General features: G+C 51.7%; 23 protein-coding genes and 1 other annotated feature. All 23 genes read right to left on the bottom strand.

Going from position 1 to position 25,011, the window contains the following annotated elements; translation table 11 throughout:
- Positions 1 to 35: 35 nt before the first annotated feature.
- The 23 genes from QBE55_12715 to ruvC all read right to left on the bottom strand — a co-directional run bounded on the left by QBE55_12715 (position 36) and on the right by ruvC (position 24,624).
- Positions 36 to 1,355: a replication-associated recombination protein A gene (locus QBE55_12715; protein ID WZL78360.1), complete on the bottom strand. Its 1,320-nt coding sequence runs from the start codon at positions 1,353 to 1,355 to the stop codon at positions 36 to 38.
- Positions 1,356 to 1,454: 99 nt separating this feature from the next.
- The gene (gene glyA, locus QBE55_12720) at positions 1,455 to 2,705 is read right to left on the bottom strand and encodes a serine hydroxymethyltransferase (GenBank protein WZL78361.1); all 1,251 of its coding nucleotides are present in this window, start codon (positions 2,703 to 2,705) and stop codon (positions 1,455 to 1,457) included.
- 157 nt (positions 2,706 to 2,862) lie between these two features.
- The gene (gene trxA / locus QBE55_12725) at positions 2,863 to 3,192 is read right to left on the bottom strand and encodes a thioredoxin (protein ID WZL78362.1); all 330 of its coding nucleotides are present in this window, start codon (positions 3,190 to 3,192) and stop codon (positions 2,863 to 2,865) included.
- A complete protein-coding gene (locus tag QBE55_12730; GenBank protein ID WZL78363.1) occupies positions 3,182 to 3,661 on the bottom strand; it encodes a SoxR reducing system RseC family protein in 480 nt (159 codons plus the stop codon). Before QBE55_12730 ends, trxA begins: the two co-directional genes overlap by 11 nt.
- A gap of 2 nt (positions 3,662 to 3,663) precedes the next feature.
- Positions 3,664 to 4,446, bottom strand: a complete 783-nt coding sequence (locus QBE55_12735; protein ID WZL78364.1) for a tRNA threonylcarbamoyladenosine dehydratase — start codon at positions 4,444 to 4,446, stop codon at positions 3,664 to 3,666.
- A 112-nt stretch (positions 4,447 to 4,558) separates the two neighbouring features.
- Positions 4,559 to 6,379 (bottom strand): aspartate--tRNA ligase, encoded by a 1,821-nt coding sequence (aspS, locus tag QBE55_12740; GenBank protein WZL78365.1) that lies wholly within the window; start codon positions 6,377 to 6,379, stop codon positions 4,559 to 4,561.
- 46 nt (positions 6,380 to 6,425) lie between these two features.
- A complete protein-coding gene (gene hisS, locus QBE55_12745) occupies positions 6,426 to 7,739 on the bottom strand; it encodes a histidine--tRNA ligase (GenBank protein ID WZL78366.1) in 1,314 nt (437 codons plus the stop codon).
- Positions 7,740 to 7,850: 111 nt separating this feature from the next.
- Positions 7,851 to 8,074: a binding site (T-box leader), on the bottom strand.
- 127 nt (positions 8,075 to 8,201) lie between these two features.
- Positions 8,202 to 9,200 carry an NAD(P)H-dependent glycerol-3-phosphate dehydrogenase gene (locus QBE55_12750; GenBank protein WZL79945.1) on the bottom strand — a complete coding sequence of 333 codons (999 nt, stop codon included), beginning with the start codon at positions 9,198 to 9,200 and terminating at the stop codon, positions 8,202 to 8,204.
- Between the two features lie 170 nt (positions 9,201 to 9,370).
- The gene (hemZ, locus tag QBE55_12755) at positions 9,371 to 10,891 is read right to left on the bottom strand and encodes a coproporphyrinogen dehydrogenase HemZ (protein WZL78367.1); all 1,521 of its coding nucleotides are present in this window, start codon (positions 10,889 to 10,891) and stop codon (positions 9,371 to 9,373) included.
- Positions 10,888 to 11,535: an MBL fold metallo-hydrolase gene (locus QBE55_12760; protein ID WZL78368.1), complete on the bottom strand. Its 648-nt coding sequence runs from the start codon at positions 11,533 to 11,535 to the stop codon at positions 10,888 to 10,890. Before QBE55_12760 ends, hemZ begins: the two co-directional genes overlap by 4 nt.
- A gap of 41 nt (positions 11,536 to 11,576) precedes the next feature.
- On the bottom strand, positions 11,577 to 12,026 hold the full coding sequence (dtd, locus tag QBE55_12765) for a D-aminoacyl-tRNA deacylase (GenBank protein ID WZL78369.1): 450 nt from the start codon (positions 12,024 to 12,026) through the stop codon (positions 11,577 to 11,579).
- A 12-nt stretch (positions 12,027 to 12,038) separates the two neighbouring features.
- Entirely contained in the window at positions 12,039 to 14,198 is a 2,160-nt protein-coding gene (locus tag QBE55_12770; GenBank protein WZL79946.1) for a bifunctional (p)ppGpp synthetase/guanosine-3',5'-bis(diphosphate) 3'-pyrophosphohydrolase, read from the bottom strand.
- Positions 14,199 to 14,286: 88 nt separating this feature from the next.
- Positions 14,287 to 14,805, bottom strand: a complete 519-nt coding sequence (locus QBE55_12775; protein ID WZL78370.1) for an adenine phosphoribosyltransferase — start codon at positions 14,803 to 14,805, stop codon at positions 14,287 to 14,289.
- Between the two features lie 48 nt (positions 14,806 to 14,853).
- A complete protein-coding gene (gene recJ, locus QBE55_12780; protein WZL78371.1) occupies positions 14,854 to 17,361 on the bottom strand; it encodes a single-stranded-DNA-specific exonuclease RecJ in 2,508 nt (835 codons plus the stop codon).
- Between the two features lie 48 nt (positions 17,362 to 17,409).
- Entirely contained in the window at positions 17,410 to 18,762 is a 1,353-nt protein-coding gene (gene scfB / locus QBE55_12785) for a thioether cross-link-forming SCIFF peptide maturase (GenBank protein WZL78372.1), read from the bottom strand.
- 176 nt (positions 18,763 to 18,938) lie between these two features.
- Positions 18,939 to 19,076, bottom strand: coding sequence for a six-cysteine ranthipeptide SCIFF (gene scfA / locus QBE55_12790; GenBank protein WZL78373.1), 138 nt, complete (start codon positions 19,074 to 19,076; stop codon positions 18,939 to 18,941).
- Between the two features lie 106 nt (positions 19,077 to 19,182).
- A complete protein-coding gene (locus QBE55_12795) occupies positions 19,183 to 19,593 on the bottom strand; it encodes a TIGR04086 family membrane protein (GenBank protein WZL78374.1) in 411 nt (136 codons plus the stop codon).
- A gap of 137 nt (positions 19,594 to 19,730) precedes the next feature.
- Positions 19,731 to 20,081 (bottom strand): preprotein translocase subunit YajC, encoded by a 351-nt coding sequence (gene yajC, locus QBE55_12800; GenBank protein WZL78375.1) that lies wholly within the window; start codon positions 20,079 to 20,081, stop codon positions 19,731 to 19,733.
- 79 nt (positions 20,082 to 20,160) lie between these two features.
- The gene (gene tgt, locus QBE55_12805; protein ID WZL78376.1) at positions 20,161 to 21,270 is read right to left on the bottom strand and encodes a tRNA guanosine(34) transglycosylase Tgt; all 1,110 of its coding nucleotides are present in this window, start codon (positions 21,268 to 21,270) and stop codon (positions 20,161 to 20,163) included.
- A gap of 85 nt (positions 21,271 to 21,355) precedes the next feature.
- Entirely contained in the window at positions 21,356 to 22,387 is a 1,032-nt protein-coding gene (queA, locus tag QBE55_12810; GenBank protein WZL79947.1) for a tRNA preQ1(34) S-adenosylmethionine ribosyltransferase-isomerase QueA, read from the bottom strand.
- Between the two features lie 65 nt (positions 22,388 to 22,452).
- Positions 22,453 to 23,508, bottom strand: a complete 1,056-nt coding sequence (ruvB, locus tag QBE55_12815) for a Holliday junction branch migration DNA helicase RuvB (protein WZL78377.1) — start codon at positions 23,506 to 23,508, stop codon at positions 22,453 to 22,455.
- A gap of 6 nt (positions 23,509 to 23,514) precedes the next feature.
- Positions 23,515 to 24,111, bottom strand: a complete 597-nt coding sequence (gene ruvA, locus QBE55_12820; GenBank protein ID WZL78378.1) for a Holliday junction branch migration protein RuvA — start codon at positions 24,109 to 24,111, stop codon at positions 23,515 to 23,517.
- A gap of 12 nt (positions 24,112 to 24,123) precedes the next feature.
- Entirely contained in the window at positions 24,124 to 24,624 is a 501-nt protein-coding gene (ruvC, locus tag QBE55_12825; protein ID WZL78379.1) for a crossover junction endodeoxyribonuclease RuvC, read from the bottom strand.
- Positions 24,625 to 25,011: the final 387 nt, after the last annotated feature.

Consider the following 25,011-nt stretch of genomic DNA (forward strand, 5'->3'; position numbering starts at 1 on the left):
TCTTTTGAACTCCTTTCCGCTATACCCGGAGATCACTATTTTCCCCGGGCCTTGTCCCTTTCTTCCAGATCGCCGAGAATTTGATCCAGGCGCTGCCGGATCCTGGCTTCATTGCCGGCCTCCCTGGGAAAATAGTATTTTTTCCCCTGGAATTCCTCCGGCATATATTGCTGTATGGCCCGGCCCATGGGATAATCATGGGAATATTTATATCCTGCCCCATGGCCAAGTTCCCTTGCTCCCCTGTAATGGGAATCCCGCAGATTGACAGGAACCTGCCCGGACCTTTGATTCCGGACATCCTTCAGTGCCCTGTCAATCCCGACGCAGCAGGAATTGGACTTGGGAGAGCAGGCAACCATCAATGCCGCTTCCGCCAGGACAATCCTGCTTTCCGGCCATCCGATCCGCTCCACTGCCTGGGATGCCGCCACTGCCACCTGAAGGGCAGCGGGACTGGCCAGGCCCACATCCTCTGCCGCACAGATGATGATTCTTCTCGCAATGAACTCCGGCTTTTCTCCGGATGCGATCATACGCGCAAGCCAATACAGCACCGCATCCGGTTCCATATAGTTTCGCATGCTTTTGATAAATGCACTGATGATGTCATAATGGTTGTCCCCGTTCTTATCATACTTCAAAGTCTTTTGCTGTATGCATTCCCCGGCCGTCTTCAAATCAATAGAAATCACTCCGTCCGGGTCCGGCTCCGTGGTTAAAACGGCCAGTTCCAAAGCGTTCAATGCCACTCTGGCATCGCCGTCACTCAACATGGCAATATGATCCATGGCATCGGAATCGATTTTTACAGAAGTATTTCCCAGGCCTTTTTCCTTGTCCTTCAAAGTCCTCTCCATCAACACCCTGATGTCGGCATCGCGAAGCGGTTCAAACCGGAAAATGGTGGAACGGGACAACAGGGCTTTGTTTACTTCAAAGTATGGATTCTCCGTTGTTGCTCCAATCAATATGATGCTGCCGTCCTCCACATAGGGCAGCAATACATCCTGCTGTCCCTTGTTCAGCCGGTGAATTTCATCAAAGAACAGAATGATTTTCCCCTTTGGGTTCAGCAGGGCATTTCCTGCCTCCGATGCTGCTTCCCGTATTTCCCTTACTCCCGCCGTAACCGCATTGAGCTGTATGAATTTATATTTTGTTTCCTGAGAGATAATTTTAGCCAGTGTGGTTTTTCCGGTACCGGGAGGGCCGTAAAAAATCACAGAAGACAGGCGGTCGCCCTTAATGGCACGATACAGCAGCTTGTTTTTGCCGATAATTTGCTGCTGCCCGACAAATTCCTCCAGAGTAACCGGCCGCATTCTGGCAGCCAGCGGCATTCGTTGTTCCATGCTTCTTTCCTCCTCCATCCTTCCAGCCAGATAAGTATTCCATTTCAAAAGAAAAGGCCCGAAGGCCTTTTCCCAGGTAAATCCCTTTATGAATGCATTCTATTTTATGTCTTCCGAATAAATCGGATGTTCATCACACAGTTCCCCCACAATGGACTGTACCTTATCCCTGTTTTGATCAAAGTCGCCGATCGTCAGACGGATCGCTGCGGCAATCTGCTTCATATCCTCTTCCTTCATTCCCCTTGTGGTTACGGCAGGGGTGCCCAGCCGAATGCCGCTGGTAACGAAGGGGCTCTGCGGATCATTGGGAATGGTGTTCTTGTTGACGGTGATCCGCACTTTATCAAGAAGCTTTTCCGCATCCTTCCCGGTAATGCCATGATCCCTCAGATCCACCAGTATCAGATGGTTATCCGTCCCGCCGGATACCAGGTGAAATCCTCCTTCTGTCAGAGCCTGAGCCAGTGCCACTGCATTCCGGATGATCTGCCCCTGGTATTCCCGGAAGGATGGCTCCATGGCTTCTTTGAAACATACTGCCTTGGCAGCTATCACATGCATTAGTGGGCCTCCCTGTGTGCCGGGGAAAATGGCCTTGTCAATGGCCTTTGCATATTCTTTCCGGCAAAGTATCATACCGCCCCTTGGGCCCCGCAGGGTTTTGTGGGTAGTTGTGGTAACAAAATCCGCATAAGGCACCGGACTGGGATGCAGTCCTGCCGCCACCAGACCTGCGATATGGGCCATATCTACCATCAGCAGCGCGCCGACTTCATCTGCAATTTCACGGAACTTCCGGAAATCGATCGTCCTGGGATAAGCGCTGGCTCCGGCAATGATTATACGGGGCCTGTGCTTCCTCGCCTGGGCAAGCACCTGATCGTAGTCGATCCGGCCGGTGTCCGGATCCACTCCATAGAAAACGGAATGAAAATATTTGCCGGATATATTGACCGGGCTGCCATGAGTCAGATGACCGCCCTGATCCAGACTCATTCCCATAATGGTGTCTCCGGGCTGAAGCATGGCAAAATAAACCGCAGTATTGGCCTGTGCGCCGGAATGGGGCTGTACATTGGCATGATCCGCTCCAAAAATCGCCTTTGCCCTTTCCCTTGCCAGCTCCTCCACAATATCCACAAATTCGCATCCGCCGTAATATCTCTTTCCCGGATACCCTTCCGCATACTTGTTCGTCAGATGGGATCCCATTGCTGCCATAACAGCCGGGCTGACATAATTCTCCGACGCGATAAGCTCCAGATGATTCCTCTGGCGTTCCCATTCCTGCTTCATCGCTGCAGCCACTTCCGGATCCACATTTGCAATTTCCTTTAAATCAATCATGGCCAAACTCCTTACATATTTTTCTAATTTTTTGAAAAAAAGAAAAAGCCGGTTGATCAGCCGGCTTATAAAGTACCCAATTGTACATTTGCTCTACACGGCACAAGCGCTTTTGATTATATAAAGGGAAGCAAATTGCCGGGACAAACCGGACATCTCAAATATTGCTTTGAAGTATTTTTACCAGCTCGCCCTTTGGTCTCGCACCAACCATCTGATTGACGACCTTTCCGTTCCGGAACAGCAGAAGGGTCGGGATGCTCATTACCTGATACCGGGACGCCAGCTCACTGTTCTCATCCACATTCAGCTTTGCCACCTTTATTTTTCCATCAAACTCCTCTGCCAACTGATCCACGATAGGTGCGATCATTCGGCAGGGACCACACCAGGATGCCCAGAAATCAACCAATACCGGTATGGTGGACTGCTCCACCTCATCCTTGAAGCTTTTTTCCGTCAGATTCACGATTTTTTCACTTGCCACTACCCTCGTCTCCTTTTTCAGATACTTTGGGCTGATTACCCATTTTTGAGCCTCTCGTGATGCGCACCATTTGCGGTGAAAAGTGCTGCAATCTTTTAAAATGCGGCTCCATTCCCCGGATCACCAGAAATGATATTCCGGCAAACACCAGGCCCAGTATGGAGGCAGTTAGTTCCACATCCAGATCGTACCTGTGACCAAGAAAAATGCCTGCCAGGACTCCCAGAACCAAGGCACAAAGGGGAAACAAATATGCAATGGCAGAGGCTTTTAAAACCTGACCGGATGCCAGCTCCAACTGCACAAAATCACCCACTTCGCCGTGCAGCCGGTTTGGAATGGTCAGAAACATTTCTCCGGCCTGCTCTCCCATTTCACAGGCGCCGCATTTTCCGCACATATCACTTCTGTGTACCATAATCAATGCATTCCTGTCCTGCAATGCCACGATTTCTCCCTGCTCATTCATGTCTATCCTCTCCGATCCCCCTGCGGATTATCCTTCCAGCCAATCAGATCCCTGATGACTTCCCCTCCAAGAATCATACCGGCAACCGACGGAACAAAGGAAATACTTCCCGGAACTGCCCTGGGACGGGTGCCGGGCCGGCTCTCCCCGGATTCCATGGTCTGATCTGTATCCTGCTCCGTCAGGGAGGGCTTCAGGGAAAGCGGCGGCTCGGTGGAGTATACCACCTTCAGGTGCCGGATCCCTCTTTTTCTCAGTTCGCGCCGCATGACCTTCGCCAGGGGATCCACCGAAGTCGCATATACATCGCCGATCTGAAACCGGGTGGGATCCATTTTATTGCCGGCTCCCATACAGGATACAATGGGGATACCCATTTCCCCGCAGCAGACCACCAGATCGATTTTGGCAGTTACCGTATCCACCGCATCAACGACATAATCAACATCACCCTGTAAAAGCTCCGCCCTGTTCTCCTTCCTGTAGAAAACCGGTTGGGTCCGGACCTTTGCTTCGGGATTGATGCTCAGGATCCTCTCCTTCATGACCTCCACCTTGAGCCTGCCGATTGTCCTGCAGGTTGCATGCAGCTGACGGTTGATATTGCTCTTCTCCACCCGATCGCTGTCTGTCAGTACAAAAGACCCGACTCCCGTTCTTGCCAGAGCTTCCACAGCAAAGGATCCCACACCTCCTATGCCGAATATGGCCACTTTGCTTTCTTTCAGTTTCTCCAGCGCCTCTGTTCCAATCAACATTTCGGATCTGGAAAATGCATCCGGCATCCGTCCATCCCCTTCACACCTATTTATATTTACCCTCTGATTTCCCTTCCCAAACAACCATCATTCGACCACTGCTGTCCGGCGCCAACCATCGTTGCCGTGCACCTCGTTTTTAAAGTCCGTCCGGTTGTTCGTCCGGATGTTCATTCCGTTCATCCAGCTTGATATGAAGCTCCTTCAGCTGGGCGTCATCCACCCGGGACGGTGCTTCCGTCATAAGATCCGATGCATTCTGCACCTTGGGGAAGGCTATGACATCCCGGATGGAATCGCAGCCTGTCAGCAGCATGATCATCCGGTCCAGCCCGTATGCAATGCCTCCATGGGGCGGCGTTCCATACTGAAAGGCCTCCAGCAGGAATCCAAAGCGCTCCCATGCCTGTTCCCGGGTAAAGCCCAGAATTTCCAGCATTTTTTCCTGAAGCTTTGTATCGTGAATACGGATGCTGCCGCCGCCCATTTCAACACCATTCAACACAATATCATAGGCCTTGGCCCGTACCCGTTCCGGATGCTCCTCCAGGAGAGGGATGTCCTCATCCATGGGGCAGGTAAAGGGATGATGCTCCGCAACATAACGATGCTCTTCCTCACTGTATTCCAGAAGGGGAAACTCCGTGATCCAGAGCAGGCTTTTCTCCTGATCATCCAGCAATCCGAGCTTTTCGGCCAGCTCCAGACGAAGGTATCCCAGAGCGGCAAAGACAATCTCGTCCCTGTCCGCCACAAACAGCAGCAAATCCCCCGCTTTCGCATCCAGCCGCTTCAGCAGGGCGCCCATCTGCTCCTCCGAAAAGAATTTCGACAAGGAGGACTTAATCCCTGTTTCCGTCACCTGAATCCAGGCCAGGCCCTTTGCCTTATATGTTTTCACGGATTCGCTCAGGGCATCCAGCTTTTTTCTGGAAAATTTGCGGCAGCAGCCTTTGGCATTGATGGCACGCACACTGCCTCCCTTGCGGACCGCATTGACGAATACCTGAAACCCGCAGTCCCTGACCAGATCACTGACATCCTGAAGCTCCATTCCAAAACGGGTATCGGGTTTATCGGAGCCGTACCGTTCCATTGCTTCCTTCCAGGTCAGCCTGGGCAGCGGAAGGGACAGCTTCACGCCCAGCGCTTTTTGGAACAGGTCCGCCAGCAGCTGTTCATTCAGGGAAATCACATCGTTCACTTCCACAAAAGACATCTCGATATCAATCTGCGTAAACTCCGGCTGCCGGTCTGCCCTCAGGTCCTCATCCCGGAAGCAGCGGGCAATCTGAAAATAGCGGTCAAATCCCGCCAGCATCAACAGCTGTTTGAATAACTGGGGAGACTGGGGCAGAGCATAGAATGCGCCCGGATGAACCCGGCTGGGGACCAGATAGTCCCTGGCCCCTTCCGGTGTGCTTTTCGTCAGCATAGGGGTCTCAATCTCCAGAAAGCCTTCCCTGTCCATAAAGTCACGAACCCATTTGGTGACTTTATGCCGCAGAATCAGATTCTTCTGCATTTCAGGACGCCTTAAGTCCAGATACCGGTACTGCAGACGCAGCGTCTCCGATGCATCCAGACCGTCTTCAATGTAAAAGGGAGGCGTCTTCGCAGAAGAGAGGATCCTGCACTCTTCCGCACCCACTTCCACATCCCCGTTGGGGTATTGGGGATTGATGGCCGACTCTTCCCTCTTTACCACGGTACCGGAAACTGCCACAACATATTCGCTGCGGATCTGCTGCGCTTTATCCAATGTCTCTCCGCTTTTCTTCCCGTTGAATACAATCTGGATAAAACCCGTCCGGTCCCGCAGATAAATAAAAATCAAATGCCCCAGGTCCCGTCTGCGCTGTACCCAACCCATGAGGGTTACTTTTTCACCGATATGATCTTTGTTTATCATACCGCACATATGGGTTCTTTTCAACCCATCCGTCCGTTGTTTGTTCATTTTGCTTCCTCCTCATTCCTGCTGCCTTTTCAGCGGATTTTTCCTATTATCTTTTCCGTATAACGTCCTGCAGGCCCGGACGACTGATCTGTCCCCTGTCCGGAAGGAAGGGCCGGACAGCATCTCCGATCCGATCAAAAGGGACCTTTTCTTCCGTTCCTGTTTCCATGTTCTTCAGGGTCACTTCTTCTGCTTCCAGTTCCTCATCGCCCAGAGTACCAACATAACGCACTCCCAGCTTATTGGCATATTTGAACTGGGATTTGAGACTCCGGCCAACATGATCCATGTCGGATGCGATTCCATTTTGCCGCATCCGGGTAACCAGTTCAAAGGCTTTTTTCCTTGCGCCTTTCCCAATGGTGGCAAAGAAAATATCGCAGATTCCCGGCTGAGGGATTGCAACCCCCTGACTCTTCAGAACCAGCAGCAGCCGTTCCAAACCGAGCCCGAACCCGATGCCCGGTACCTGCGGGCCTCCGCATTCCTGTACCAGGCCGTCATACCGTCCGCCTCCGCAGATCGTTCCCTGGGCGCCGATGGCATCCGAAACAATTTCAAACACCGTTTTGGTATAATAGTCGAGCCCCCGTACAATCATCGGATCGATTTCATAGTCCAGCCCTGCCGCCTTCAGATAACCCTGCATCTCTTCAAAATGATCCCTGCATTCCTCACAAAGATAGTCCAGCATATGGGGGACTCCTTCCAGGATCTTGCGGCAGCCCTTGTTCTTGCAGTCCAGGATGCGCAGAGGATTTTTTTCATACCTTTCCCTGCAGTCATCGCACAATTCATCCAAATGTCCGCCCAGATAGCTTTTCAGCGCTTCCTGATAGGCCGGCCGGCATTTCGGACAACCGATGCTGTTCAGCTTTACCGTCAGATCCCTTACGCCCAGATCCCGGAACAAGGCCATAGCCAGGGTAATGATCTCCGCATCCACAGAGGCCTGCGGCGCCCCGAAAGCTTCCACGCCAAACTGATGAAATTCCCTTAATCGTCCTGCCTGAGGATTCTCATAGCGATAAAAGGGATTGATATAATACATTTTCACCGGCTGGGGTCCGGCATACAGTTTATGCCCGATATAGGCCCGAACGGCCCCTGCCGTTCCCTCCGGCTTCAGACTGATGCTTCTTCCGCTCTTGTCTTCAAAGGTATACATTTCCTTCTGTACAATATCCGTTGTGTCCCCCACTCCCCGCTGAAACAGTTCAGTATGTTCAAATACCGGGGTGCGGATCTCCCGATATCCAAACGATTCGGAAATGCGGCGGATCCTGTCCTCCACATAATGCCATTGATAAGACTCCTGCGGCAGGATGTCCTTCGTACCTTTCGGCGCTTTTACCAACATACTGATTCCTCCTCATAAATTTATGCAGGCTAATTTATCCATTGCTTATTCATTGTTCTTCATCATCCCCGCCGGAAACGGAATTGGGTATAAAAAAATCCCTTCATCCCGAAAAGGGACGAGAGATCAACCCGTGGTACCACCCTTGTTGGAAATGCCTGCCCATGCATCTCCCACTTCATGGAAAATAACGCTTTCCTGCGAATCTGCCTAATACCGTTTCAGCAGATCCCCTCCGAAGTGTCCTTCCCCGGCTTCCCACCGGGAATGCTTTCAGCCTTGGCATTCCCTCTCTGCTGCTTTCCCCCGGGTACTTTCTCCGTCATCGGTTTTCATTGGATTTTACTGTATTATATCCATCCTGCGGCCATTTTGTCAAACATTATTCAAGCTTTCGTGTTACCCATAATACCATCCTGCCATTCACAGCCTGCCGGTTTCATGTTCGGCTCACAGATATTATCAAAGTCTTTCTTCCTTCCTGTCTCTCAGCATCAATTGATTGACCGTTTTTCGGACATCTGCATTATGATTTAAAATATCATACATCGCTTTGACAATGGGCATTTCCACGTTACGGTTTATAGAAAGCTCATATGCAGCGTATGTGGTAGGGATCCCTTCCACAACCATCCCGATTTTTTTAATGGCCTGATCCCTGGACATACCCTGCCCGATAAGATAACCGGCATTCCGGTTTCTTGAGTGCCTGCTCGTGCATGTTACCATTAAATCACCGATCCCCGAAAGGCCGTAGAAGGTATGAACATCCGCGCCCATTGCAATACCCAGCCGCGCTATTTCAACTATGCCCCTGTTCATCAGGGCCGCTTTGGCATTGTCGCCGTATCCCACACCATCGGATATTCCTGCGCCGAGAGCAATAATATTTTTTAAAGCTCCTCCCAGCTCTGCTCCTGCCACGTCTTCATTTGTATAGACCCTGAAATATGTCGACATAAAAATATCCTGTATCTCTTCTGCCACTTTTTTGCTGTCGCACGCGATCGTAATGGCCGTAGGCATTGAAAGGCCTACTTCTTCAGCGTGCGAAGGCCCTGACAGAACCGCAAAAATACAATCTTTTGTCTCTTCCCGAACTATGTCGGAACCCAGGCTCATCGTTCCTATTTCAATTCCCTTCGAAGCATTGACAATTATTTTACCTGTCTTATATTCATTATTGATTTGCCGCAATAGCCTTCTGATATGCTGTGTCGGTGTAGCTATCAATAATATTTCCGAATTTTTAGCAGCTTCGTTTATATCTGAAGTGAATACTATGTTTTCCGGAATTTTAACATTTGGCAGATATTTTCTATTTACTCTTTCAATACTCAGCAATTTGCACTGGGCTTCGTCCCGGAGCCATACAGTAACCTGGTGCCCGTTTTCCGAAAGAAGCTTTGAGAGTGCCGTTCCCCAACTGCCTCCTCCCAGTATTGCAATCTTTTTTATCATCACCATCCCCTTCGCCGTTTTGTCATCGCGGAGCAATGAACCTGTCACTCACATAATTCTCCGGGATACGGATGTAATGTAACATCCGATGGTGCGGCCACGCTTTCGCTTCATAATGCCGGATCCGTTTGATTGTCCACGTTCCCTTCGGCAGCTGTCAATGGCCGGATCTATATTCCAGTGCCCAGCGCTTTCCGCTTCCTCTCAATCATTTCCCCAATCCGGCCAATGTAGTCCTCCAGATTCTTCACATTGGCCACCCGTTCCAGGCGGTCCTCCTCCGGGTGATAGAGCTTGCTGGACGCGCCGGCGCCGAATGCCCAGATGCTCCGCTTTTCCTCCATGATATCAATATTATACCGGCATTCCTTTCCGGGGACCGTATAGCCCACATTCTCCAGATGGTCCAGCATATATTTCTGGCGGTAAAGATAATAAGGAACCATATCCAGATGTTCCATCCATCTCCTGCAAACCGCCGACATTTCCTCCGCCAGTCCCCGTCTGGAGGGATCGTATTGATGAAAGGATTCTTTCAGGGCAGACGCCCGTTTCACCGCCAGCGTATGCACAGTGATATTTTCAGGCCCCAGAGCGGCAATCGCTTCCATGGTATGTTCCATATGCCGGGGCGTTTCACCGGGCAACCCCAGTATGACATCCATATTGATGCAGTCAAAGCCGGTTTCCCTAGCCTGCTGAAAAGTGCGCGCCACATCTTCTGTTGTATGGTTCCGGCCCACCCGGTCCAGCGTTTCCTGGTTCATGGACTGCGGGTTGATGCTGATCCGGGTAACGCCATAGTTCTTCAGCAGCCGAAGCTTCTGTGGATCCAGACTGTCCGGCCTGCCGGCTTCCACCGTATATTCTGACAAGGGGAACCGGGAGCGGAAACAGGACTCCGTCATGCAGAGGAGACGCTCCAGATCGGCATACGCCAGAACTGTCGGCGTCCCCCCGCCGATATAGACGGTATCCACGGAGATTCCAAGCCTCTGAAATTCATCCGACAAAGCGGACATCTCCCGATGCAGGCAATCCAGATAATCCCCGATTTTATCGGAAATCCGGCCAAACAAATCGGATGGAAAGGAACAGTAAAAGCACCGGGAGGAACAAAAGGGAATATGAATGTAGACGGAAACGGTGCGGAGTCCCCCCTTTCGGATAAGGGGCCGCTGTACCTCCGCTGTTTTCATCATCAGATCCACCCTGGACGGATGCAGCCGGTATATCTCCTGCAGCGTATGCCGGACGTCCTCCCGGGAACAGCCCCGATCCAGCAATTCATGGACAATTTTCACCGGGCGGATCCCGGTCAGGATCCCCCACCTGGGATGTTTACCCGTAAAGGAGGACAGCAGGTCATAGACAGAGCCTTTCAGGCCATTTTTCATTTCCCGTCTTCTGCGCTTTTCAAAAAGAAAGGAAGTTTCCCCTTCCCCGTTTTCCCTGTCAGGGGCTTCGACATTTTTTCTCTCGCCCAGCAAAACCGGACCTTTTCGCAGGGTTGTGAGAAAGGAAAAGGATTCCGATCCTTCTGCGGACCAGGTGCTCTTCAGAATCAGGTCCTCTTCCGAGGGATCCGTTTCGTTTCCCATGGCGGATATGGTTTCCGTCGGGAAAAATTCTTTTGCCAGCTCCACAATTTCATTGCCGTAGGATACCTGCGGGGCATCTATCCAGATCATGATTTTTCAGGACCTCCCGCAGCCTGCAGGTAAGGATTGGAGATGCGCTCCCGGGCCAATGTACTCTGGGGGCCATGCCCCGGACAGATCACCACGGAATCGTCCAGATCCGACAGCCTGGACAGGGATTTCATCAGCATCTGCAGGTTTCCTCCGGGCATGTCCGTTCTGCCGGCGGTTCCCTGCATCAGGGTATCGCCGGAAAAGAGAATCCCGTCCCCGATATAGAATACGCCGCCCATGGTATGTCCCGGGGCATGGAGCACCCGGAACCGGATCCCTCCGATTTCCAGCATGTCTTCATCCTTCAGAAGCCGGTCCGGTGTTGCTTTGACCCGCAGATCCCCGATTCCGAATGGGCGGGACAGATTCCTGTCCGGATCCTGCAGCAGCCCGACATCCTCCGGATGAATGACAAGCTTTGCCCCGGTACGCTTTTTCAGATCGTCCACTGCGCCGATATGATCAAAATGTCCATGGGTCAGCAGAATGGCTTTCGGCGTCAGCCGATGCTCCTCCAGACTATGAAGAAGAAGTTCCCGGTCTCCGCCGGGATCGATGACCACACAATCCCCCGTTTCTTCCTGACAGACGGTATAGCAGTTGGCTTTCAGGGGCCCAACCGGCAGCACCAATACCTTCATCCATTCCCATCCTTTCCTGCTGTTTGTCCTGAAAAATCATTCTAGAATGTTTTCCTGCTGTCCAGCAGCATGGTTACCGGACCGTCGTTTACCAGGGAAACCTCCATATGGGCACGGAAGACGCCTTTTTTTACCGGCACCCCCTGCTTCTCACAGCGTCCGCAAAATTTCTCATAAAAGGGCCTGGCAATTTCCGGTGCGGCGGCTGCGGAGAAGCCCGGGCGCCTTCCTTTCCTGCAGTCCCCGTAAAGTGTGAACTGGGATACCACCAGCAGCTCTCCTCCGATATCCTTTACGGACAAATTCATTTTGCCCTCATCATCTTCAAACACGCGCAGATTCACCGTTTTGTCCGCCAGATATTCCACATCCTGATCGGCATCTCCCTGCTCCACACCCAAAAGTACCAGATAGCCGGTTCCAATATGCGAAATCTGTCTGTCCTCCACCACGACACCGGCACTCTTTACCCGTTGTATCACTGCCCGCAAGATCATCCCTCCTTATGCGTTCACGCGGAATACATCCACGACATCCTGCAGGCGTTTCAGATATTTAATCACCTTATCCAGCTGCTGGGTGTCCTGTATGTCCATATTCATATTGATGACTATAATCTTATTTCTGGCCGTACGGGCGTTGATTGCCGTTACATTCAGCTTGATTTCGGCAACGGCGTTGGTAATGTCCGCCAGTATGGACGGCCTGTCCCTTGCTACAATCTGAATTTCCGTATTGTAGGACGCCTTGTGCTCCCCGACCCAGTTTACCTCAATCATGCGCTTGGGATCCACTGAGCCGTCTGAAAGATTGACACAATCCGCCCGATGCACCGAAACGCCTCTTCCCCGGGTAATATATCCGATCACCGGATCGCCGGGCACCGGATTGCAGCACTTTGCAAAGCGGATCATTACATTATCGATACCCTTGACATGGATGCCATTGTCCGACGGGCTTTCTTCCTTCCCGGATCTGGTTTCCTTCACAATATCTTCCGGGAACTGCTCCTTGTTGGCCTTGCGATACTCATCGATCAACCGAGTCAGGACATGATTCACCGGGACCCCCCCGTACCCCAAAGCAGCATACAGATCCTCCACGGAGGCAAAGCCATACTTTTTCAGAATACTATCCATCCATGCGCTCTGAATCAGGGAAGACAGGGTATACCCCTGACGTTTGGCCTCCCGTTCCAGCGATTCCCGGCCTTTCTCAATATTCTCTTCCCGTCTTTCCTTTTTGAACCATTGCCGGATTTTGTTTTTTGCCTGACTGGTCCTGACAATCTTCAGCCAGTCCCGGCTGGGTCCGCGGCCGGCATCCCGGGTAGTCAGTATTTCCACAATATCCCCGGTCTTGAGCGGACAGTCCAGGGGAACAATCTTTCCATTTGCCTTCGCTCCGATACAGCGGTTTCCAACCGCACTGTGAATGGCATATGCAAAATCCAGAGGAGTGGCACCCTTGGGTAAGTCAATCACGTCTCCCTTGGGAGTAAATACGAATACTTCGTCCGTAAACAGATCAATCTTCAGGCTTTCCATAAATTCTTTGGGATCCCTGGAATCGCCTTGCCATTCCAGAAGCTGCCTCAGCCATGCCAGCTTCTTGTCCATATCATAGGAAGTCTTGCCGCCCTCCTTGTATTTCCAGTGAGCCGCAATTCCATATTCCGCAGTCCGGTGCATTTCCCAGGTCCGGATCTGGATCTCAAAGGGTTCCCCCCTTGGCCCGATCACAGTGGTATGAAGGGACTGATACATATTGGGCTTTGGCATGGCAATGTAATCCTTGAATCGGCCGGGGATCGGCGTCCACAGGGTATGCGCAACCCCCAGGACGCCATAGCAGTCCTTTACCGTATTGACCAGGACACGGATCGCCTGCAGATCATAAATCTGTTCAAAATCCTTGTGCTGCATATACATTTTTTTATAAATGCTGTAAAAATTCTTCGGGCGCCCTTCAATTTCGCAGTCAATGTTGAACTCCTTCAGCTTTTTCTGCAGTGTCCCGATGACTTTCCGGATATAGGCTTCCCGTTCCCTGCGTTTGGCAGCCACCTTGTCCACCAGATCATAGTAGCCCCTGGGATCAATATATCTCAGCGAAATATCCTCAAGCTCCCACTTGATTTTGAAAATGCCGAGGCGGTGTGCCAGCGGAGCGTAAATTTCAAGCGTTTCATATGCTTTTTCCCGCTGCTTTTCCTCATCCACATATTCCAGCGTTCTCAGGTTATGGAGCCGGTCTGCCAGCTTGATGATAATCACACGGATATCCTTTGCCATGGCCAGGAACATTTTGCGCAGACTCTCCGCCTGCTGCTCTTCCTTCGATTTATAGGAAAGCCGGCTCAATTTGGTAACGCCATCCACCATATCGGTGACCTCGTCGCCGAACCTCTCCGTCAGTTCCTCTTTGGTAACACTGGTATCCTCAATGGTATCATGCAGCAAACCTGCGGCAATGGTATCCACATCCATGCCCAGATCCACCAGGATGTTTGCGACGGCAAGGGGATGAATGCTGTATGGCTCGCCGGAAGATCTTTTCTGCCCTTCATGGGCTTTGGCAGCAAATTCATAGACTTCCCGGATCTTGTCGACGGCTTCCGGTCCGAATGCCTTTTCAATTTTTGTTAAAAGTTCTTCCAGCACAGCCATCTCCCTTTCTGAATCCCTCCATCAGACAAATACGGATCGTACCATTCCTTCCATCCTTCCGTCTGAACGATGGGCATCCTTGCTATTTTTCATATTGAATAAGAGAGTCCACATCGTATCCCTTCAATGTTTCCCTGCCGTTCAAAAAGCTTAGTTCCATGGCAAAGAGGATCCCGGCGACCTTTCCGCCCAGTTTCTCCACCAGCCGGACCACTGCAAGTGCCGTGCCTCCTGTTGCCAGCAGATCATCCACAATCACAACCCTTTGACCAGGTAATATGGCATCCTTATGTATTTCCAGAGTATCCGTGCCATATTCCAGACCGTATTCATAGCGGACGGTCTCGGCAGGAAGTTTCCCCGGCTTGCGGACCAGAACGAAGCCGGCATTCAGGCCATACGCAACCGGAGCGCCAAGCACAAACCCCCGGGCTTCCGGGCCGACAATCAGATCCGCGTTCTTATCCCGGCACCGGCCCACCATAGCGTCGACGGTTTCATGATACGCTTCTCTGTCCTTCAGCAGAGTTGTAATATCCTTGAAGGAAACACCCTTTTTCGGGAAGCCTTCTACCACCCTTATCTTTTCCTTTAAATCCATACCGCTTCCTCCTTAAATTCAGACAATTATTGGAATCATAAAGGGCTTTTAATCCTTTATGCCGTAACCCATCAACCAGTGCCTGTGAAAGACATACAGCCTGCTCTCCTTCAGTTGCCGATTGGCCGGATCCCGAAAACATCGGATCCGGATCGTCTGGTTTCCGGTTTTCATCGAAATAAAATTCAGCTCCCTGAAGATCTCCAGAGCCAGCTGCATCTGAAAACCGTTGAAGTCCCTTCCCGACCCCTCCCTGAGGCAAAGCAGCAGCTGTTCGGAATCCGGCCAGTAATCCCTGCCCGGAACGATTCTGCGCAGCCATTTATAAATGATACCCAGATCCCTGCGCGTCAGGGTAAAGGACCTGCGCAGGATCTCCTTCAATGAAACCGCCTCTCCGGCAGCACCCGACACGATAAGGTATCGGAGCTTGTCCGGTGGAACCCCCGTTTCAAAACCAGTCCCATGAAATTTTTCTTCCACAGCGGGCAGTAAAACCGTATGATAATATCTTTCCGGATGGAATCGAGGCCCGGGAATCAGAATAACGGAATTCCTGCCTGCCCCGTCTGCAGGATCCGGTGAATGATATCGAACCGGGATCCGATCCAGCATATCTTTCTTCAGCAGATCCTCCAGAATACAAACCGCAGACTCCAGGGTGCTGACAAAAATGCCGGTTCCAATTGCAGAATCCTTCAAAAGAGCCGTAGCCTGATCCACCGTAAGGACCTCATAATCGTCCGGATCGGTATCATCCCGTGCCTGCTGCACATCACCATTATACAAAAAATCATCAAAAAAGACATCAAAAAATTTAAAATAGAAAGAAGCCAACAGGTTGTCCAAATCCCGGTGATCCCGGTATATTCTTTTCAGACTGCATATCTGAAGCTGCGTACTGCTGACTCCCCTCCATTCATTCCGCTTCAGGGAAGTCAGCAGACTTACCCGGCATCCTTTCTGCAAATCCCTGCCCGCTTCTGCCATCCCGAAGCCCACTGCATCCCAGGAGCGCTGCCCCAGCGCCAGGGCAAGCTTAATGTGATTGGCGTTCCTGCCTATAAGCCTGCTGTTTTCCACAACGGCAGAGGAAATCAGAAACCTGGGAGTGGGATTGCCGACTCCAAAAGGTGCCAGGCTGTCGATCTCTTTCAGTAATCCGGGGGAAATATCCTCCGGAGCAATCTCTCCGTCATAAACATAATGGGGAATCAACGTTTCATCATCCAGAACTTTTCCCGCATACTCACAGATTCTTCTGCGGAACTCCGGAATATCCTTTGTAAGGATGGAAAGGCCTGCCGCCTGCTCATGCCCGCCAAACCGCGAAAAAAGATCCCTGCAGGAAGAAAGGGCACGGTACAGATCAAATCCCGGGACACTTCTGGCGGATCCCACACCCTGCTCTCCATCCAGGGACAGGACGACAGACGGACGGTGATATCGTTCGGATATCCTGGAAGCCACAATCCCGATCACTCCGGGATGCCATCCCTCCCCGGCCACCACAAGAAAGCGGTCATCGGCCAGATTGACCTGATCCGGAAGAATTTCCTGCACGGATTCCAGAATACGCTGCTCGGTTTCCCTGCGGTCCCGGTTGCACCCGATCAGCTCCTCCGCCACAGGCAGGGCCTGATCCGGCCGGGAGGCAGTCAGCAGCTCATATCCTGCACGATAAGTGGTCATCCGCCCCGGCGCATTCAGGCAAGGTGCGATGGTAAAGGATATCCTGCCGGAATTTACTGCAGAGGGCTCCATCTCAAGCTTCTGCAGCAAAGCGGCGATTCCGGGACGGGGCTTTCCCCGGATCTGACGGATCCCCAGTGCAGCAAGCACCCGGTTTTCTCCCGTCAGCGGGACCACATCCGCCACCGTACCCAATGCTGTCAGGTCCAGGAAAGGAACCACAGCTTCCCGTCCCCCCAATGCCTGAACCAATTTGGATGCGACACCCACTCCCGCCAGCTCCCGGTATGGATAAGCCTGTCCGGGAATTTTCGGATCGATCACGGCAAAAGCATCCGGCAGGGCAGCTCCCGGCATATGATGATCCGTAACGATGATATCCATGTCCGGCGATATCTCCCGGATCTCCTCCGCAGCGGCAATGCCGCAGTCCACCGTCAGGACCAGACCGGTTCCTCCATTCCTTAACCGCTTCAGAGCCTCAGGATGCAGTCCGTAACCTTCCTCCTGCCGGCTGGGAATATAGACATCCACATCGGCTCCCAATGATTTCAGATAAAGGGACAACACCGAAGAGGAAGTAATCCCGTCGGCATCGTAATCCCCGTAAATTGTAATCTTCTCTCCGGATGCAACAGCGCTTCGAACCCTTTTCACTGCCCGGTCCATACCCGACAAATCAAAGGGGTCGTTCAGCTGATCCAAAGTGGGATGAAGATACGCCCTGGCTTCCTCCACACTGGTTATTCCGCGGTTCACCAGCAGCCCGGCAGTGATTTTACTGATATTCAGTTCCGTCTGCAGCAGCATTTTAACAGTTTCGGTATTTTCCGAATCCGGTTGGCATACCTGATAAATTGACATGAATAACTCCCTGTCCCTGCATCTTTGGTATCAATTCCATAAATGTTGTTATTCTTCCTCTGCTTCTATGGCTTTCACAGCCAAAGCACATTCCAGCCTTTTCCTTTCCATCTCGCAGCCCAGTTCATAAGGTTCATCGATGCTTCCGGAAAAATGACTGGCATTGGCGGAGCACCCGCCGCTGCAATAAAATTTGGCCCAGCAGGAAGAGCATTTTTCCTTTGTAAATACATTGCATTTCCGGAAGTTCTGCTGCATGTCCTGACGGAAGGAGCCATCCAGCACACTTCCCATCTTGAATTTTTCCTCCCCGACAAACTGATGACAGGGATAAATATCCCCTGTGGGGGTCACTGCGATATATTCATTGCCCACTCCGCAGCCTGCGGCTCGTTTCGCTGCACAGGGCCCCTGCTCCAGATCCACCTGGAAATGAAAGAAGTTGAAGCCTTTCCCTTCCTTTCGTCTCTCCAGATAGGCTTTCAGGAGTCGGTCATAGGACGCAAAAATCTCAGGAAGATCCTCCCGGGAAAGATGATAATCCTCATCCTCCGAAGCAACCACCGGCTCAATGGAGATCTGCTGAAAGCCCAGATCGGCCAAATGCAGGACATCCTTGTCAAAATCCTTATTGTATTTTGTAAAGGTCCCCCGGACGTAGTAATCGGTCTGATTTCTCAAATCCGCCAGCCGGATTGCCTTCGGCACAATAGCATCGTAGCTTCCCCTGCCGTTGACGGTTTTGCGAAGACAGTCATGCACCTCCCGCCGTCCGTCAATGCTGAGAACCACATTGACAAACTCGCGGTTGATATAGGCTATGGTATCGTCATCCAGCAGCAGTCCGTTGGTTGTAACGGTAAACCGGAATTCCTTGTTGTATTGCTTTTCCAGCTGCCGGCCGTATGTCACCAGCTTCTTCACCACATCAAAGTTCATCAGGGGCTCTCCGCCGAAGAAGTCCACCTCAAGATTTCTCCGGTAACCGGAATGATTTACGAGAAACTCCAGAGCCTTTTTTCCCGTTTCCAGATCCAGCATGGCCCGCTGGCCATGAAAATCACCGGTGGAGGCAAAACAGTACCGGCATCGGAGATTGCAGTCATGAGCCGCATGCAGACACATGGCCTTGATCATCGGCTCCCCCGCCATAACGGGCCGATCCTTCGGATCCCAGGTGGTATACAACATTTCTGCATCCACCAATTCGTTTATTTCGGACAGGGCTTCCCGCAGATCACCGACCGGATACCGATCGCCCAATCCCTTCACAATATCTTCCCAGACAAAGTCCGGACCATAATCCAACAAATCCCAGACAATTTTATCAATTACATGAACGGCACCGCTGTTTACATCCAATACCAGCCGGACACCGCCTGCTTCAAATTTATGTATCATTGGCCTTTTCCCTTTCCGATTCCATTCCTGCTCTCCTGTACGGAACCCCCGGCGCCGCAGCTATCCAAAAACAGAATGCCCCGGTGAACGGAAGCCCTGACAGAACCAGGTGCTTCATAAAGAATAGCAGTAGCTGAGCTACTGCTATCCATGTCTTTTATGTAAGAAATAAAATATTACTTCTGGCAGCTCTGGTTTCCAACCGTGCAGGATGTCTTGCATGCGGACTGGCAGGATGTCTTGCACTCTCCACAGCCACCCCGATGCATGGTCTGCTTCAGATTGCCCTTGCAAAGGGTCTTGATATGCTTCATAATGCAACTCCCTCTCCCTAAACAAAATTCAAAATTACAATTCATTATATCATAAAGTCCGGCAAATGAAAAGGGCCGCGCATCCTTCCGCTTTTGATTCTTTCAGTCAGCGAAGGTTAATTCCGATGGCGCCGCCCACGGTACCCACAATAATGGCCATAATCATATCCGAGAGAAAAATCCGGTCAAAGGCAAATTTTCCTCCGGAAAAAATCCCGATCAGGGAAACCAGTATCACGTAGAGGATTCCGGTCCCGGCACCTTTCAGCCATCCCCTGCGGACACCCTTTCCGGCGGCATATATCCCGCCCACCGCTATGCTCAATATCCGTACCACCTGCACAACAGGCCGGATAATCGATTCCGATAAGCTGGACAGCTGCATGACAACCGCAAACAGGATGATACAAAGCAATGTAAGAAGTACCGCAAAGGCGGACCCCCTGGTGATCTGCGCCAGGTCCTTTGTAAGGGAACTCTCTTCCTGTTTCGCCGCAACTTTCCGACCCTTTTTCATCCTTCCCAACTCCCTCTATGCATCTTATTTCAAACATATGCATCAGGAGAAACGGTTATGACAAACCACGGGAAGGATCCGTCAACACAAAAAAAGCCGGTTTCCAATGGAAACACAGCTCTTTTTCCGGTTTACCCTCAATCGTCTGAAATCGGCTTATCCACATCGCGGATGGACCAGCGCTCATAGACCAGTTTTACCTTGTCGGCTCCTACTTCAAGAGTCAATACATCATCCCGGATCGAAGTAATCTTGCCGCAAAGTCCGCCGATTGTCGTAACATTGTCCCCTACCTTCAGGGATGCCAGCATCGCCTTGCTTTCCTTGTCCTTTTTCTTTTGGGGACGGATCAACATAAAGTAGAAGATGACAATCAACAGGACGAAAGGTAACAGGTTTGCTATCAGAACTCCTGCACCGCCTACTGCACCGGCATTCTGACCAGCTGTGCCCGCCGCACCCTTTGTATTCTTTGCCGCCTGTGCCATTCGATTCCCTCCTTTTCCTGCAACTATAGTATTATATTAACCTGTTTGTCCCGTGAATTCAAGGATTTGTAGAAAAATATTACTCCCGTCTGAATTTTTCATGGAGATCGTTCCGGAATTCCAACAGGCGCTCCTCCCGGATGGCCCTGCGGATTTCCTCCATCAGGTGAATCAGGAAGCGCAGGTTATGGATGCTGGTAAGGATGGCAGCCAGGATTTCATTTGCCTTGATCAAATGCCGGATATACGCCCGGGTAAAATTGCGGCAGGCATAACAGTCGCATTCCGGATCCAGGGGGGTGAAGTCCCTCGCATACTCCGCATTGCGCACCACAATCTTTCCCCGGCTGGTCAGCACCGTTCCGTTCCTGGCAATCCGGGTGGGCAGGACACAGTCAAACATGTCCACTCCCCGGACAACCCCTTCCAGGAGACAATCCGGCGAACCCACACCCATGAGATATCTCGGTTTGCCTTTCGGCATCATCGGCATAATGACATCCAGCATGTCATACATCACGGACTTGGGTTCCCCGACGCTCAGCCCGCCGATCCCGTATCCCGGAAGATCATATTCCAGGGATCGTTTCACACTTTCCTTGCGAAGATCCGCAAACATGCTGCCCTGTATAATGCCGAACAAGGCCTGATCCTCCCGGCTGTGAGTCTGCACACAGCGGCCCAGCCACCGGGCCGTCCGTTCCGTCGACTTCTTCGCATAATCATAGGTGGCAGGATATGGCATGCATTCATCCAATGCCATAATAATATCGGCACCCAGCGCATTTTCAATTTCCATCGCCTTTTCGGGGCTCAGAAAATGCCGGGAACCATCCAGATGGGATCGGAACCATACGCCTTCCTCCCGGATATTCCGGAGCTCCGCCAGGCTGAAAACCTGAAATCCGCCGCTGTCCGTCAAAATCGGATGGTTCCAGTTCATAAACCGGTGCAGTCCTCCCGCTTCCCGGACCAGGTCATGTCCTGGCCTCATCGCCAGATGATAGGTATTGCTCAGGATAATCTGTGCCCGGATCTCCTCCAGATCCCTTGGAGAAACGGCTTTCACCGCAGCCTGGGTCCCCACCGGCATGAAAATAGGGGTGTCAAAGCTGCCGTGGGGTGTATGGAATTTTCCCAGCCGGGCTCCCGACCGCGGGTCTTCCCTGATCACTTCAAATTCAAACATAAATCCTCCCTGATGGGTTCTCTCCCCGACCTTCTGCTTTCCCAAAGGAAGGCCGCAGGCCGCCTGTCATGAATCGCCCGCATCTTCAGTCGTCGCTGATAAACATTGCGTCGCCAAAGCTGAAAAAACGATATTGCAGCGAAATGGCTTCCCGGTAAACGGCAAGCATTTCCTCCCGCCCGGCCAGCGCACTCACCAGCATCAGAAGCGTCGACCTGGGGAGATGAAAATTGGTGATCAGGGCATCAATGATCCTGAAGCGATAACCGGGATAGATAAAAATTCCTGTTTCGCCTCTTCCTGCATGCACCACTCCATTGTCATCCGCAACGGATTCCAGTGTCCGCAGGGATGTGGTACCCACTGATACAACCCGTTTTCCGGAAGCCTTTGCCGCATTGATCTGTCGGGCTGCAGCCTCCGTCACCTCATAGACTTCCCGGTGCATTTTATGATCCCGGACATTTTCCACCTTTACCGGGCGAAAGGTGCCAATCCCTACATGCAGGGTAATCCTTACCATGACAACGCCCTTTTCCTTCAGGCGATCCAGCAGCTCCGGGGTAAAATGCAGCCCTGCCGTAGGCGCCGCTGCGGAGCCCTTCTGCTTCGCATAGACCGTCTGATAGCGGTTGGGATCCTTCAGTTTTTTATGAATATAAGGGGGCAAAGGCATGACACCCACTTTATCCAGGATCTCTTCAAAGACCCCCTCATAAAAAAAGCGGACCAGGCGTCCCCCTTCCTCCGTTTCGCTCAACACCTCTGCTTTCAGCAAACCGTCGCCAAAAATAAACTTTGTGCCGATCCTTGCCCTTTTCCCCGGCTTTACCAATACACGCCAGGTATCCCCGCTCTCCCTGCGGAGCAGCACAAACTCCATCTTGCCTCCCGTATCTTCCTTTTTTCCCAGAAGTCTGGCAGGAAGCACCTTCGTATCATTGATCACCAGGCAATCTCCGGGATTCAGATAATCCACAATATCCCGGAAAATCCTGTGCTCTGTCTTTTTTGTAAAACGGTGATAAACCAGCAGTCTGGATTCATCCCTCTTTTCCGAAGGAGACTGCGCAATCAGTTCCTTCGGCAGCTCATAGTCAAAATCAGAAACCTTCAAAGCCGGTTTCTCCGTTTCCTGTCTTTCCATCCTGTTTCTCCATTCTTTATGGTATTCCGGCAGTGTTATTCTTTTTCCCTGTGCTGTTCTGCTGAAAGCAGATTTTCCTGCTCCTGAACCGGCAGATTGAGATGACGGCGGCCAAGGGGAGTCAGAACCCTTCCCCGGGGAGTCCGCGCAATATAGCCCAGCTGAAGCAGATAAGGCTCACAGACATCCTCTATGGTGGAACTTTCCTCCCCGGTGGATGCGGACAGGGTGTCCAGGCCCACCGGCCCTCCGTCAAACTTCAGGGCAATTGCCTCCAGAAGCCGTCTGTCCACATCGTCCAGTCCGACATCATCTATTTCCAGCATATCCAGGGCTTCCTTTGCCACAGGCAGGGTAATCACTCCGTCCGCCCGGATCTGGGCATAGTCCCGAACCCGCTTCAGCAGGCGGTTGGTAACACGGGGAGTTCCCCTGGAACGCCTTGCGATCTCCCAGGCACCCTCCTCGTCAATTGCAATGTTCAGAATCCCTGCAGAGCGGATGACGATTTTCTTCAATTCATCGGTGTGATAAAGCTCCAGCCGGCTGATGACACCAAAACGATCCCGCAGGGGAGACGTCAGCATCCCTGCCCGGGTGGTCGCCCCCACCAGGGTAAACCGGGGCAGATCCAGACGGATGGAACGGGCACTGGGCCCCTTTCCGATGATAATATCCAGCACAAAATCCTCCATAGCCGGATAGAGGATCTCCTCCACACTCCGGTTCAGCCGATGGATTTCATCAATGAACAAAACATCCCGGTCTCCCAGGTTGGTCAGTATGGCGGCCAGATCCCCGGCTTTTTCAATGGCCGGCCCGGAAGTGATCCGTATGTTGACCCCCAGTTCATTGGCTATGATATTGGCAAGGGTGGTTTTCCCAAGCCCGGGAGGTCCGTAAAGCAGCACATGATCCAGAGCTTCCCCCCGCTGCAGGGCAGCCTGGATGAAAATCAGCATTTTTTCCTTGACCTTTTCCTGCCCGATGTAGTCGGTCATTTTTCTGGGCCGAAGACTCAGCTCGGTATCCTGATCCTCCGTTATTTTATCGGTTGCAATAATCCGCTCCGGATGCTCCTCCAAATCCATTCCCCCTTACCCGCGACGATCCATATTTTTCAGTGCCAGACGCACCAGTTCAGAAGGATCCGTCTCCTGAACGCCTGCCAGGGCGTGCTCTGCCTCTGCTGCGGGATAACCCAGGGCCTGCAGCGCTTCCAGAGCTTCCATGCGTTCCTCATTCCATTGGACGGTCGGAACGGGTGCGGCACCCCCTTCCGCAAGGGCATTCTGATCTATTTTATCCTTCAGCTCCAGCAAAATCCTCTCTGCTGTTTTTTTCCCTATTCCGGGCGCAGTACAGAGCAGTTTCCGGTCTCCTGTCACAATGGCAGTTGCCAACTGCCTGGCAGAAAAGGCGGACAACATTCCCAGTGCCGCCTTGGGTCCCACACCCGAAACCGTAATCAATTTTTCAAAGAACCGTTTTTCCTCCTGCTCCAGAAAGCCATATAGTTCCTGGGTATCTTCCCTTAAGTGAAAATAGGTGAACAGCCGAATCCTTTCTCCGGCGGGAGGCAGCCGATGCAGCACGGAATTCGGCACAAAAATAAGGTAGCCCACCCCATTTGCCTCCACAACAACCCTTTGATTGTCCACTTCCTCCAGAATTCCCCTTATGTATGCGTACATCCTGCTTTCCTCCTAATGGTAACGGGTCTCGATCTTTCTCCCGTACCGGGCACTGTTGATGTGACATATCGCCACTGCAAGAGCATCGGCGGCATCGTCCGGCTTCGGGATTTCCCGAAGACTCAGCAGCAGCTTTACCATATGCTGTACCTGCTGCTTATCTGCCCTTCCATATCCTACCACTGCCTGTTTGACCTGCAGGGGGGTGTACTCAAACAGGTCAATCCCTTTCCGGGCGCCTGCCAGAACGGACACTCCCCTGGCATGTCCGATAATCAGGGCTGTCTTTGCATTTTTATTGAAAAACAACTCCTCATAGGCGATTGCGTCCGGAGAAAACTCTTCAATCAAACGTTCCGTGGAATTAAATATGTGCAGGAGACGCTGCGGAGTTTCCATGGTGGAAGGAGTCGTCGCCGCTCCATAATCCAGCATCTTTACACTGTTTTCCCGGTCCTCCACTACGCCGTAACCCATGATCGCCATACCCGGATCGATCCCCAATACTCTCACAACATCACCAATCTCCTCATAAAACCAACCATACTTTCATAAAGCCAACCATGCTCTCATAAAACACTCTTACCGTTTGAAAGCATAGCTGATCGTTGCAGACACGATTAATAGCGTGATAACAGGTGTAAAACTCCTTCCCACAATAACAGTATGATATGACATTTATGCTGCGGTGTCAATGAACAATGCAATCCTGCAGGGCCGTTATCCTTCCTTTTGGCGAATCAGTCAGTCATTAGTATCTGTTCATGAATCCATTATTTTTCACTGCATGGAGGCTCGAAGAAAATGCAGCGCACCCAAGGAAAAGGAACAAACAATTACAGCTGATCAACCATACAATTCGCCATGGACCCAGCACATATCCTGAGGGAGTCATCTGAG

The sequence above is a fragment of the Eubacteriales bacterium mix99 genome (assembly GCA_038396605.1).
Lineage (GTDB): Bacteria > Bacillota > Clostridia > Caldicoprobacterales > DTU083 > UBA4874.

What these genes read in the sequence shown, in the direction of transcription:
- QBE55_12760 (WZL78368.1), bottom strand. Translation starts at nt 11,535, where the DNA reads ATGAAGGTATTGGTGCTGCCGGTTGGGCCCCTGAAAGCCAACTGCTAT.
- ruvB (WZL78377.1), bottom strand. Translation starts at nt 23,508, where the DNA reads ATGGATTTGGAGGAGCATCCGGAGCGGATTATTGCAACCGATAAAATA.
- scfB (WZL78372.1), bottom strand. Translation starts at nt 18,762, where the DNA reads ATGATACATAAATTTGAAGCAGGCGGTGTCCGGCTGGTATTGGATGTA.
- QBE55_12735 (WZL78364.1), bottom strand. Translation starts at nt 4,446, where the DNA reads ATGCCGGATGCATTTTCCAGATCCGAAATGTTGATTGGAACAGAGGCG.
- scfA (WZL78373.1), bottom strand. Translation starts at nt 19,076, where the DNA reads ATGAAGCATATCAAGACCCTTTGCAAGGGCAATCTGAAGCAGACCATG.
- glyA (WZL78361.1), bottom strand. Translation starts at nt 2,705, where the DNA reads ATGATTGATTTAAAGGAAATTGCAAATGTGGATCCGGAAGTGGCTGCA.
- QBE55_12775 (WZL78370.1), bottom strand. Translation starts at nt 14,805, where the DNA reads ATGGATTTAAAGGAAAAGATAAGGGTGGTAGAAGGCTTCCCGAAAAAG.
- yajC (WZL78375.1), bottom strand. Translation starts at nt 20,081, where the DNA reads ATGGCACAGGCGGCAAAGAATACAAAGGGTGCGGCGGGCACAGCTGGT.
- ruvA (WZL78378.1), bottom strand. Translation starts at nt 24,111, where the DNA reads ATGTACGCATACATAAGGGGAATTCTGGAGGAAGTGGACAATCAAAGG.
- hisS (WZL78366.1), bottom strand. Translation starts at nt 7,739, where the DNA reads ATGTTGGTAAAAGCGCCGAAAGGTACGAAGGACATCCTGCCGCAGGAG.
- aspS (WZL78365.1), bottom strand. Translation starts at nt 6,379, where the DNA reads ATGAACAAACAACGGACGGATGGGTTGAAAAGAACCCATATGTGCGGT.
- tgt (WZL78376.1), bottom strand. Translation starts at nt 21,270, where the DNA reads ATGTTTGAATTTGAAGTGATCAGGGAAGACCCGCGGTCGGGAGCCCGG.
- QBE55_12795 (WZL78374.1), bottom strand. Translation starts at nt 19,593, where the DNA reads ATGAAAAAGGGTCGGAAAGTTGCGGCGAAACAGGAAGAGAGTTCCCTT.
- QBE55_12750 (WZL79945.1), bottom strand. Translation starts at nt 9,200, where the DNA reads ATGATAAAAAAGATTGCAATACTGGGAGGAGGCAGTTGGGGAACGGCA.
- hemZ (WZL78367.1), bottom strand. Translation starts at nt 10,891, where the DNA reads ATGATCTGGATAGATGCCCCGCAGGTATCCTACGGCAATGAAATTGTG.
- QBE55_12730 (WZL78363.1), bottom strand. Translation starts at nt 3,661, where the DNA reads ATGAATGAGCAGGGAGAAATCGTGGCATTGCAGGACAGGAATGCATTG.
- QBE55_12715 (WZL78360.1), bottom strand. Translation starts at nt 1,355, where the DNA reads ATGGAACAACGAATGCCGCTGGCTGCCAGAATGCGGCCGGTTACTCTG.
- recJ (WZL78371.1), bottom strand. Translation starts at nt 17,361, where the DNA reads ATGTCAATTTATCAGGTATGCCAACCGGATTCGGAAAATACCGAAACT.